This is a genomic window from Proteiniclasticum aestuarii, assembly GCF_017368455.1.
Lineage (GTDB): Bacteria > Bacillota > Clostridia > Clostridiales > Clostridiaceae > Proteiniclasticum > Proteiniclasticum aestuarii.
The window spans coordinates 74,299-87,744 of record NZ_JAFNJU010000002.1 but is presented as its reverse complement, the minus strand read 5'-3'; the positions used below and the strand labels follow the sequence as shown (position 1 = coordinate 87,744).

Genomic DNA, 13,446 nt, shown 5'->3' with positions numbered 1-13,446 from the left:
GATAGAAATGGATAACGTTTACAGAGAATACCTGAGGACTTCAACTTGATTCATCCGGTTGAAGTTTTTTTCACCCAAAAAATGATGCACTGATTTTCTGAGAACGGATCTAATTATTTTCAGGAGGCGAAAAATGAAGAAACTTCTAACCAGAAAAATTGCAGTCTGGCTTCTGGCGTGGCTGTTCGTTCTGACACTGATTCCAGGTCAGAAGATCATGGCGGCACCAGACCCTGTAGGTACAGGACCCGTAGTCATCTATGAGGCTTATGGTGGTGGAGGGAACAGTGGAGGTGTCTATAAATCCGATTTCATTGTTCTGAAGAACATTTCGGATCAGGATGTAGATCTTACTGGATGGGCCATCCAGTATGCATCGAAAGGTGGTGCTTTTTCAGCATATGAGCTGAACGGATCGATTGTGGCCGGGGGGTATTATCTGATTGAAGCAGCTGAGGGAAATGATACAACTCAACCTGCTATCCCACCATCAGATGTGTATCATTATATTACTATGTCTAGTTCTTCATTCAGAGTAGCTCTTACTAATGATATGACGATCATTCCTGACTCAACCTCGACCACTCATAGTAACATTATTGATTACGTGGGAGTTGGGCCAGATGCATCAGCTTATCTTGGTACTGGCTCAGCACCAGTTATCTCCAGTGCTACATCACTAATAAGAAAGGACATAGATAATCCATATACTGGGGACAATAGTGCGGATTTTGAAGTCCATACACCGGATCTAAGTTATCTTGATGGAACCACTGAACCAGGAGATGGAGAAACAACGGATCCAGATCCTGAACCAGCACTTGTCACCATTGAAGCAGCAAGAGCTGCCACAGGTGAAGTGAAAACAAAAGGTGTTGTAACCTTCATAGATGGAAGAAATGTAGTCATACAGGATGCGACTGCTGCCATCAACAGTTTTTTACCTGAAGCAGATGCTGAAATCAGCATCGGTATGGAACTTACTGTCACGGGTGAAAGAGGGGCTCACAATAATCTGGAACAGATCAGTGTAGCTTCTGCAGAAGACGTCATCAAGGGTGAAATCAAGACGCTTCCTGCACCGAAGCTGGTTACCATGGCGGATCTCAATGATGCAGCAAAAGCTGAGTCCATGGAATCCCAGAGAGTACTTATTGAGGAAGTGACACTGGACTCCATCAATACTGGAGGAAATTCGGTCATCTCAAAAGATGCCATGACATTCAATATATACAAGATTCCTGCGCTTACCGGTATTTCTGCTGGTGAAGTTGTGGATGTGGTCGCTGTCTTAAGTCAGTACTACAGCTATCAGCTTCGGGTTGCAGAAGCCTCGGATGTGACGCTTTCGGGTGATGTGGACAGAATCACCATAGCGGAAGCAAGAGCAAAAGTTAAGGATGAAATAGTCACAACCAGAGGAATCGTTACTTTCATCGATGGCAGAAACGTGACCATTCAGGACGCGACTGGAGCTATCAACAACTTCCTTCCGGCATCAGATGCGGAGATTGTTCTGGGGATGGAACTTACTGTAGAGGGTACACGTAAAAGCTTCAATAACGTGGAGCAGATTACAGTCACCACGTATGAGAAGGGTGCAGTCAAGTCCATGCCTGCACCAGTAGTAGTTACAATGGAAGAGTTGACGAGTCCTACTAGAGCGGAAGAACTAGAATCCATAAGATTACTCGTTAAAGGGGTAACGCTGGATCCTGTATCTGGAGACAACACACCTCTTTCCAAAGATGGACTTACCATCAATGTATACAGAATGCCTACTCTGACCGAAGTGTCAGAAGGAGATACAGTAGACGTTACTGCTATCATGTCACAATATTGGACAACCTATCAGCTACGCGTCGCAGATGCAGATCATGTGGTTCTTCATGAAGAAGTGCCGGATCCTGTCACAGATGAGATGCTTACTGGACTTTTATCACTGAAGGAAGTCTATGCAGCCACAGCAGGCGATGTTGTCACAACTGTGGGACAGGTAGCCTATATCTATGGTGGAAACAGTGTCATCCTTCAGGATGTCATCGATGGAGAAATTGTAGGCCTTCAGATTTATGACTATCCGAACATCGATAAGTATGTCATCGGCGAAGTCGTGAAGGTCACTGGTAAGACCAGTGAATACGGTGGTGTCAGGCAGCTGGGTTCCGTTGCAGCTGAAAATATCATTGTATTGGGCGCAGAAGAGCCTTTCAAGGCACAGGAACTGACAGCTAAGGATATTCTGGACGGTGGCGATCAGTATCTGTCTGAATTCGTTGTCGTCAGAGATGCGGTTCTAGGTGCATATAGTGAAAGTGGTTCCACAATGATTTCAGATACCACTGGAACCATCGGTATTTTCCGTGGAGCAGCATTCCCTGTGGGTGTGGTGGAAGGTGATACGGTTCATGTCTATGCAGCCGCATCCAAATACAATACCACCAGACAGCTGCGTGTAGGCGCAAGCACAGACTATGTGGTATCCAACGATACAGATGGACCTGTGATCTCCCTGCCTACGTTCCTTCCAGCCAAAGCGCTGAAGGACTACAGCGTAGCCATCGATGTAATCGACAACGTAGGCGTAAAAACCGTGGAAATGGTCTATGAAATCAATGGAACATCATCAGAACCAGTTTCAATGGTGAAGAACGATACGACAGGAAAATACCAGGCCGTGATTCCTGGAACAGAACTGACCGATACAGCTATAGTGAAGGTGACCTTCACGGCTGTAGACGTCAATGAGAACAAGACTATCGAAACAGCTGAGATCGCAGTGGAAGACAAACCACAGATTCTCTCTGTTACTCCATCGGCCAATGCGGCCACTGGAGAAGAGAAGAAACCGGTCATCACAGTGGAATTTGAAAATGCGGGAACAGATCCCGTGGTGATGCTGACACTGAATGAGGATGCGCCGGTGGAAATGATCGTCGATGGTAATAAGGCGACCTATATCATGACTGAAGCCATGGAAGATGGAAAAGTCGATGCCAGTGTTCTCATTACAAGAGCAGACGAAGTGACGTCCGATGAATACGCGTGGAGCTTCTATATCGGAGAACCGCTGTACAATTTCTATTTCGGGCAGCTTCACGCTCATACCAATTACTCGGATGGTTCCGGTACACCGGACCAGGCGCTGACTTATGCAAGTAATGCAGAGCAGATTGACTTCCTGGCCCTGACGGACCACAGCAACTATTTTGACTCCACGGGAAATCTGGGCACTTTCGAGAATGAAAATTCAGGACTTGCTTCCAGTGTAAATGCGGCCATGAGCAAATGGGCAGAATACAAGACCTATTTTGACAAATACACCACGGAGGATTTCCTGGCAATCTACGGATTCGAGATGACCTGGAGCGGATCCTATGGACACATCAACACCTTCAACTCCGACGGATTCGTATCCAGAAACAATCCTGTTCTTAATGCCAAAGGCGGATCCGGGCTTCAGGCTTATTACGATCTACTGAAGGAGCAGGAGGGGACCTTCTCCCAGTTCAATCATCCAGGGTCCACATTCGGTACCTTTGAAGACTTCGGACGCTATGACAAACTCATAGACGAAAAGATCAATCTCATTGAAGTCGGAAATGGAGAAGGGGCTGTAGGCGGTTCCGGATACTGGCCAAGTTATCAGTATTATACCCAGGCACTGGATAAGGGATGGCATCTTGCTCCTAGTAACGGGCAGGACAACCACAAAGGTAAATGGGGAGACGCCAACACAGCCAGAACCGTTGTGGTGGCAGACCGTCTGGATAAATCCTCCATTTATGGAGCCATCAGTGACATGACTGTTTACTCCACAGAAGACAACAACTTTGAAGTCTTCTATACAGCGAACAATCAGCCAATGGGTACGATCCTTACGGATTCCCCCGACAAACTGGATATTCTGGTGGATTTCAATGATCCGGATGCCACAGACGTCATCGGAAAAGTAAGCGTCATCGTTAATGGTGGTATTGTGGCTCATTCAGAGCAGATCAATTCCAACTCAGGAAAACTTGAAGTCTCTCTGCCCAATGACTATTCCTACTACTACATCATGGCAGAGCAGGCCGATGGTGACATCGCTGTCACTGCACCTGTATGGACAGGAGAAGTCACTCAGGTGGGCATCAACGACATGACAAAAGACACTTCCATGGATGTCATGGGTGAAACCACAAAGATCACGACCCATATGTACAACGGGGAAACAGTAGATTTCACCGTCACAAATGTGGACTATCTTCTTGATGGAGAACTTCTCGCATCCGTTACAGAGAATCTTCCTGTCATCCTGAAGGGGACAGAAGCGGATCTCACATTTGATTATGTACCGGAAAAAGTGGGCAAACAGACCATCACAGTCCATGTGGAAGGAAACCTCAATGGTGTTTCCATGGCATTCACCAAGTCCATCACGCTGAATGTCTATAACAACGACAGCGTTGTGGATATTCTGGTAGATGCTGCCCATGACAACTTCTATATCTCCGGAGACTATGCAGACAATGATACGTACTTCACGGCTGTGGCCGGACAGAAGGGTGCAAGAGTGAAACGTGTCAATGATGTCATCACAGAGGAATCTCTGGAAGGCATCGAACTGCTCATGCTCACCGTTCCCTACAAGGGATTCGGACAGATCCCCAAGAGCTATACAGATGCTGAAATAGTAGCCATCAGAAACTATGCTGAAAATGGTGGTAACATCATCCTGACTTCCAAATCAGACAGAGGAAATCCAGGTGGCGAATTTAATGCAGCCGTAATCTCCAACAGTATTCTGGAAGCCATCGGAGCGAAAGCCAGAATTGCAGATGGTATTGTAGTGGATAACGAAAGAAAGTCCAATGAAGCCTATCGTATCCAGTTCACGGAAGATGCGAACTTCAATGAAGACAGCATGTTCGGTAAGGGAATCCTCACACAGACGACGAAGACTTTCAACGCATACAATTCCGCACCGGTTATCCTAAATGGCGCAACACCGATCGTCTCAGGATATGAGACCACATGGGGTGCAAACTATACAGAGAACTTCACAGGTTCAGCCTATGTACCGAACTATGAGAAAGACCTTGTAGTCGTGGAAAAAGGCGATGTGACCTTGGTTGCAGAAGAAATGCTTCCTGGTGGAGGCTTCCTTGTGACAGCCGGTGTGACATTCTTCTCCAATTTCGAAGTGACAGTGGAAATGCTCATTGAAGAATCCGTAAGAAATGCGAACTTCATGATTCTGAACAATGTCATCGATGAAATCAAACCAGAACCTGTAATCACACCGATTGCTGAAGTGCAGAAAGCAGAAGAAGGCCTGCAGTTCACCATAAGGGGCAGACTTACAAGTAACGTCAGCGGTTTTGATAAGAGCACGGCTTTCTTTGACAGTGCTTACATCCAGGACGAGACTGGCGGTATCAATATCTTCCCCATCGATGGAAACTACGAAGCGGGAACCATGCTGGAAATCACGGGTATCACTTCTTCCTATCAGGGAGAACACCAGCTGAACATCAGCAGCATGAAGGTCATGGATGAACCAGTAGTAAAGGTTCAGCCTAAGATGATGCAGACCTCTGAAGTATCCTACAACCTCGGACTTCTGGTTCAGGTGGAAGGTATTGTAAGAGAGATTGAAATGGTGGAGGGCATTATTGAAGCCATCCACGTGGAAGATGAGAGCGGCGTTCCAGTCAGGGTGTTTATAGATGGTTACATTGGTACGGATGTTGTCATGCCTGACATAGAAGAAGGCGACTTCGTCAATGCCATAGGACTTTCATCTATAGATCCACACGGAACAAGAATCCGTGTCAGAGACAGAAGTGAGGTTACGCTGGCAGCCAAGGCAACAGATAAGGCTGAACTGGAAGAAATTCTGGAAACTGCTGAACTGATCTCACTGGAAGATATGACAGAAGAAAGTGCAGAAGCACTACAGGAAGCTATTGCAGCCGCAAAGGCGATTCTGGAAGATGAATTTGCCACCCAGGAAGAAGTGGACGATGCTTCTGAAGCGCTGCTTGCAGCCATAGAAGCTCTGGAGCCTGTAGAAGAACCAGGCACTGGCGAGACAGCATATGTGCTGAAAGACAATAAGACGGGGGTCATGGTCACGGTTCCAGTAGGAGCTTTTGACGAAAAACCTGTTCTCGTTGTGAAACCTGTGGACTATGAACTGTCTGGTTACACCACCAGTGCCTATGAGATCCACTTCACAGTAGATGGAGTCAAAGTGCAGCCGAAGGTTGCTGTAACGCTTCATCTGCCCTTAGATAAGCTTTCCACCAAGGGACTGCTTCTGTTCCATGAAAAATCAGACAAGAAACTTGAAAAGCTGAGCTACAAGCTTTCCGGTAAGATTGTGGAGACTCAGACAAAGGATTTCTCCGTATTCGTACTGGCAAGTAAAACAGGGAAATATCCTGCAACGGGCGAAACGGAGACCACCATGCCGATGGTCATGGGAATCTTGATGCTGGCAGGTGGAGTCGTTCTCCTTTCCAAGAGAAAGCAGAAGTATATTCAGTAAAACTTCATAGTCAGACACAGACAAATAGGAGCCTGATTCGAAAGAATCAGGCTTTTATTCAGCATGTACTTCTTTATTCAGGCATACTGTAGGAGAGCTTCATTGATTCTCTTAGCTTGTTCGAAATACGATCGCGGTTGCTAACAAATGGTGGTGCCAAACTCAAGAATTATGATAGAGAAATACGCAAAAAAATATATGTAGCAGGCTAAATAAGATGTATTTATATTATCAGTTTGATAATGCAAAATGTAAATTCATTGCAGTTTACATTTATGGGTGAAATAGATGTCGAAACAGAGATTAAACTTATCATAAAAAAAAGGTAAAAAGAACGAAATAGAAATTAACCTTTCACATAGATAAAATCTATAATATTATCTCATGTTTTTACTTTAAAATAAGTGATACTATATTATATTATCTCAAATCAATATGATATCACTTAAAATTAATTATTAGGGGTGTTTAAATGAGAAATGTCAAGAGAAGTCTAACCAGCCTAATCCTCTTTGTGTTTATATCTGCCATATTCTTTCAGAATCTGGCTTATGGTATACCGCTAGAGGAAGAAAATTCAGTTGAAGTGAATCCGATAACAGTTCAGGCAGCTACTGCATTAAGAGTGGATCAGCAGATAAATCTGGATGTACTAGTTGTAGGGGATGTTAGTGTTCAGTCAGTAACAGCCTACTACGAGATTACAGGCAAGAATGAAGGGGAAATTTCTTATTCTCTTAATCAGAATCCGGATGAAGGATTTAGCTACAGTATTTCTTTACAGGACTATAATGTTTCTGAATCACTTTCAGGTACCTATCGGATGAAGAAATTGGAAGTAGAAACATATGATAATGATATTTATCATATATACGAAGAGGGCACTTCAGGGGTGGATCTTACTCATGATTTCTCTGCTATGGATTTCGAAATATCAAGGCTATATGATGATTTACAGATAGATGCTAGTATGCCTGATACAATACTCACTGCAGGTGAGCAGCTGGAAATCGCATTAAGTACAACGAATCTTCCTGCGCATAATGTTCAGTTCTATTTCATTAACGAAAATGGGAATGAGATTAATGTAGGAGGTGATCTGAATTCTGAAATGGGAATCAGATACTCCATAAGCGACTATACGGCACCAGGAACATATCAACTGGTCTATGTGAATCTTGCGATTGATGAATGGATTACAATACATAACTCAGAATATGATGATATTCTTCATATGTATATGCAGGATTTTTCACATCTGGATTTTGTTGTGGAAGGCACAGTAGCTGACAATGAAGCACCAGTGTTTGATCATATCAATATGATCAATAGTAAAGGAACCGCCTATGCCCCATTAGTAATGGAGCTGATTGCTCATGACGAAGTATCAGGATTAGAAAGTGGTAGTGCTACTTTTGTAAATGAGGATTATGATACTTTCGAAGTGTATTTCAGCGAATTTGATAATTTCAAAGCGACTATGAATGTGGATAGCTCAATAAAAGAAGGCACATACCACATGATGAGTGTATCCATCAACGATAAAGCTGGTAATCATATCCATTATAGGGATCACCGTTATGTTCAGAATGAGTGGCATTCTGTTTCTGACCTGTCCATGTACGTTGTAGAAATATCAGAAACTTTCTCAGGATATGACCCGAAAATCAGTATAGTTGAACCATCGAAAATCAAGGTCGGTGAATCTGGAGAAATCATAGTATTACATGAGGATGAAAACTATTCACCAGATTCAATCCTATTGCATTACTCTTATAAAAGCTACTACGAAAATTTCGCCGTTGAACTCACTCGTGAATCAGAAGGAGTATACAGAGGCGCACTTGATTCAACCTCTTTCGATAAGATGGGTGATTATCACCTGACTTATATGAACCTTCAGGTGAAAGGTAAAACTGTCAGGTCCATCTATGACAGCAATAGATATCAACATGAACAATACATGGAGGATCTTTCAGGTGGGCTGGTTACGGTGTATGATCCTGCCTATGAGAAATTCCCGCAGGTAAGTGTTACGCCATCTAAGAAGGAATACAGCCTTTTTGATACGTTGATATTGGAAATGGATTTCGATGTGGAAGGATTTTATCCTGAATACATAGAAGGGTTACTTGTGAACCAGTCAGATGAAGAGACAACCTATCCAGTGTACTTCAGATATGATGAAACACTTATGAGGTATGTTTATATATCCAAGATAGACAATAGAATTGCATCTGGAACATATGCACTGACAGACCTTAAAGCGCTGGTAAATCATCAGAATGATGTTCCGCTCTCATCTGATTACAATGAGGTGATTTTTACTATTAATGGAACTGTGGGAGAGGGATATATTCCTGAAATTTCTATAACGGTAGATAAGAAAGAAGCAAAACCAGGAGACGTTGTGACAATAACAGCGGAAATAGATGAAACTGACGTGGATTTCTTTTCTGTTATCTTATCCATGGTGATAGGAAATGACTCCGAACTGAGTCATCATACACTTGAAGAAGTTCGCAGTGGTGTCTTTGAGCTCAAAATTCCTATTGAAACCCATATGAACAATGGTAGTGTAACGATTGAATACATCTCACTGGAAGGAATGGCTCACTATGTTGGTTCCTCTAGAGAGGATGATAATAAACTGGCAGAAGCCATCAAAAATTCATCATTCAGTATAACTGGTGCAACAGGTGACCAGACTGCACCAAAACTGGTGGATATTACTCTGGATAAGAATGTGTTCTATTTCATGGAAAATCCTGAACTTGGATTTGAAATTCTGGAAGATGGTTCCGGATTCGATCGTGGATATATTGAATACAAGCGTAAGGGAACCGACATCATCATTGATGGTGGCATTTCCGCGTATGGTGATAAGATCAGTGCCTCCATGTATTCCTGGTATATGGATGAAGGCATCTATGAACTGCAGTCCATTACACTATATGATAAGGCTGGCAATAAAGCTGTCTACAATTCGGAGAACAGTCCCCTCGATTTCTCAAAGTATACCTTTGAAATGAAGACAGCTTATCTTGAAAATTTCAGCATCAAGACGGATAAGGAAACCTATGGACCATATGATACGGTGAACATCTCTGGTATGTTAGGCTTGACAGATGTCGGAACAGGAAGGCTAGACCTTCGATATGAAGATCAGAGTGGAAACTGGAGGTATGTTTCAGCTGATGTGAAAAATGATGGATCATTTTCAGCGAAGATGGAAGTTATGCCCAATGAAGCCGAAGGTAAATATGTTCTTGTGAGTATAGATTACTTCCATGGTGAGACGCGTTACGAAATGATCCATGGAAATCCATCCGAAGGGAAGAACTATGCGGATCTTTCAGGAGGAAATTATGAAATCAAGGGAACCGTTGAAGACTATGAAGAACCGGTCTTAAAGAGTGTGAAGCTTGATAAGAATATCGCTGTACCTGGTGAAGTGATCACTATAACTGTTGTAGCAGAAGATAATAAACTAGGTCTTCATAGTGGTTCTCTGGAATTCTATAACAAGGAATTCAATAAGAAAATACAAGTGGAGCTTATTAAAACTTCGGAAACTACAATGACAGGGAAGACAACCATAAGCGATACAGAGGTATCAGGTCAGTGGGTCCTCACAAAAGTTAACCTGGAAGACAAGGGAACAAACAGGGGAACAACCTATAACAAGAACCTGAATCTGACAACAGGTATGAATGTGATGGATTTCTCAGCGAATTCCTTCACTACAGAAAAAACCGTTCCCGATCTTACAGCCCCAGAATTCATTTCTGCAGAGATCAGAACGAATCATATCAATAATTTCACCCCTCTTGAAATCACAATCAAAGCAAAGGATAGTGAATCAGGCATAAAAGATGTCATAGTCTATTATGAAAACGAAGGTGGTGGTCGTGATGATTACAGTACCTTCAAGGCAAAGAAAATCGGTGAAGATACATACAAAGTCGTAGAGAATTTTGATGTGTTTGCAAGGCATAATCTATATATCCATAAGATCGAGCTGATTGATTATCAGAACAATAGATGCATTATTTCCTACTGGCATAATGATGAGTATCTCAATAAGTATGATAGGATCATCTATACAGATCTTTCAAGATTTGATATAGAGCTTTATAAAGAGGATCAGCAGAAGGAGATTGAAGAAGCGATCAATGATATTGCTGAGACAGTCGTTCAGACAGAGAATAAAGCTGAAATCATACAGATGAAGGATACTCTTCTCAATATGAAGGAGACGATGGATCAGCTTGAAGATACTCCTGAAAATCAGGAGAAGAAAGAACAGTATTATGAGTTGCTTCAGAATGTACTTAAAGTTGACAAGGTTGTGGAAAATACTGACGTGGAGGAGTCACAGGAAACTGGAATGGACATGTCAGTGAGCAATCTAAATGCACTTCATCTGCCGGAAGTTCTTGATGAAGAAGTGAAATCAGTGAAAATTGAACTGAAGGCCGAAGCCATGAGTAAAGAAGATGCTGAAAGAATCGTATCAAAGGCGGAAGCTGGAACGAGTGTAGTTGCTCTTTACGACATGTCACTTTTCAAGGTTGTGGAACGAACCGACAATAGTTCATCCAGTGACAGTATATCCAACGAAGACATTAAAGGACTGCTCACACTGAGAATGGCTGTGCCTCTCACCTATATGGGAAGCCAGAACTTAAAAGTGATTTATGTCAATGAAAATGGTGAAATGGAAGAACTCGAGGCAGAGGATATTACAGAAAACGGTATAAGATATCTCTACTTCCAGACTGATCATTTTTCCATGTATGGCATCATCACTACGGCTGCAGAAGATTCTGAAGAAGATACGCCAGTAACGCCAGAAACACCAGAAGAAGAGTCACCAGTGACACCGGAGACGCCAGATGAAGATATAACAGATATACCTGAGAATGATCAGGAGGAGATAATTGATGAAGAGACGAATCTGGAAGAATCTGAAGAAGATGAATCTGACGAGAACGATATAGATGAAAGCGACAAGACCTCCACGGATGATTCATCCCTGCCAAAAGCAGGAGCAGCGGATCAGTCCATGTTCCTTTATGGAGGAGCGGCCTTTATCCTACTGGGAGTATTTATGCTGAAGAAGAAATCAGCCAATAAAATTGCTAAGCAATAAAGCCTATTAAGATCTTAGAGAGAGATTTCGACTCATCATCGATTTTTCTCTCTTTTTCTGTTCAACGACTCATATCTTACAGTACGATACGTTGAATACTATGCATCAGCACAGTCAAAGAAGATGCACGGCTCTGTTGAAACGTCACAAATTTTCCCTTCATAGGATTCCAGCCAGTTTAATAAGGTGTTTTCCATACGTTCATCATTCTTTCATAGATGAAGAGTATACTACCTTAAATATTGCTTAGCATGGGAAATGGATAGGAATGAAAGGAGAAGTGGAAGCAGATGAAGAAGGCACAGGTCATTATCAATCCTTCCTCAGGAAGAGGGAAAGCGGAGGACTATGCAGACCCTATTATAAAGATTCTGGAGAAACGATATGAGGAAGTGGAAATAAGAAAGACGGAAGGAGCAGGAGATGCCAAACGCTTTGCGGATGAGGGCACCAGAGATGGTGCGAATCTCATCGTGGCGGTGGGCGGAGATGGTACGGTCAATGAGGCAGTGAATGGCATCGCCTCTCATGAGAAGAGGCCGAAGTTTGCCATCATTCCACTTGGCACCGTGAATGATCTGGCCAGGGTGCTGGGCATTCCGCTGGATCCGGAAGAAGCCATAGAAATCCTTTCAGAGGAGCATCTGGTGACCATAGACCTGGCCAAGGCGTCAGACACCTATTTTACCAATGGACTTGCGGTAGGAAAGATTCCTGAAAGCATCCATGAAGTCACGGCAGAAGAAAAATCGAAACTGGGTCCACTGGCCTACATCTGGGCTGGTGCCAAGAAGCTTCTGGAGAATGAGAAGATTGCCGTGAAAGTCCTATCGGAAGAAAGGGAGTTTGAAGGGGAGCTCACGGCAGTGGTCATGAGCCTTACAGGACAGCTGGGTGGCATTAAGGAGGTCTTTCCGGAGGCAAAGCTTCAGGATGGAAAGATCCATATCCTTCTGGTCCATGAAATGGATCTGGCGGAGACAGCAAAAATACTGCCGGAGATTCTTTCAAGACAGATCACGGAGTCGGAGAACATGACCTACATCACTACAGAGAAAGTGACACTGGAAGCACTCCATGGAGAGGACTACGTCAGTGATGTGGACGGAGAAGAAGGTCCCCATCTGCCCTTTACGGTGGAGGTTCTGAAGGCCCATCTACAGGTTCTGGTGCCTTAAGAAAAACAGTGAAAAGCAGAAAGCGCAGCAGTTCGGATTGCACATGAAAAATAAATAGCATAAAAAACACCTGGCAAGAAAGATAGAATAAACCATCTTACCTGCCAGGTATATTTGTGTTTACTGAAATTTCGCGAAGGCTACAAGAGTGCCTTGATCGCAGGAGGAGAAGCCGTTCTTCTCATAGAAGGCCCGAACATCTTCTGCCTCTTCGGTGAGCAGAACTTTCTGCCTTACAGATGCGTGTTTTTCAAGAATCTCCTGAAGAAGACGGGAGCCGATGCCTCTCTTCTGGTAGTCCTTCTGGACCAGAATATCCTGTATATAGAGAATGGTGAGTCCGTCACCGATGGTCCTGATAAGGCCCACGAGTTCTCCATCTTCCCAGGCGGTGATCACGTCCAGTGAACTCATGATGGCTTCCTTCAGAAGATCAAGATCTTCAGTATAGGCGGACCAGCCCACATTCTGATAGAGCTTCATGAGTTTTTCGGAATCGATTTTTTTCTCCCGTGAAATGGTGATCTCCATAATGCATATCCTCCTTGGCATGACAGGTGCTTTCAACTAATTCTTTC

Annotated in this window: 4 protein-coding genes; 3 read left to right on the top strand and 1 reads right to left on the bottom strand. The window is 43.4% G+C overall.

Annotation, left to right across the window (positions count from 1 at the left end):
• Nucleotides 1-133: 133 nt before the first annotated feature.
• The 3 genes from J3A84_RS03235 (at nt 134) to J3A84_RS03225 (ending at nt 12,868) form a co-directional block, all read left to right on the top strand.
• Complete coding sequence (locus tag J3A84_RS03235; protein ID WP_207598579.1) at nt 134-6,535, top strand: CehA/McbA family metallohydrolase; 6,402 nt, start codon at nt 134-136, stop codon at nt 6,533-6,535.
• 472 nt (nt 6,536-7,007) lie between these two features.
• The gene (locus J3A84_RS03230) at nt 7,008-11,690 is read left to right on the top strand and encodes an LPXTG cell wall anchor domain-containing protein (protein WP_207598578.1); all 4,683 of its coding nucleotides are present in this window, start codon (nt 7,008-7,010) and stop codon (nt 11,688-11,690) included.
• Nucleotides 11,691-11,980: 290 nt separating this feature from the next.
• Nucleotides 11,981-12,868: a diacylglycerol/lipid kinase family protein gene (locus J3A84_RS03225; RefSeq protein ID WP_207598577.1), complete on the top strand. Its 888-nt coding sequence runs from the start codon at nt 11,981-11,983 to the stop codon at nt 12,866-12,868.
• 120 nt (nt 12,869-12,988) lie between these two features.
• Here the strand turns inward: J3A84_RS03225 and J3A84_RS03220 are convergent, their stop codons facing one another.
• Complete coding sequence (locus J3A84_RS03220; RefSeq protein WP_207598576.1) at nt 12,989-13,399, bottom strand: GNAT family N-acetyltransferase; 411 nt, start codon at nt 13,397-13,399, stop codon at nt 12,989-12,991.
• Nucleotides 13,400-13,446: the final 47 nt, after the last annotated feature.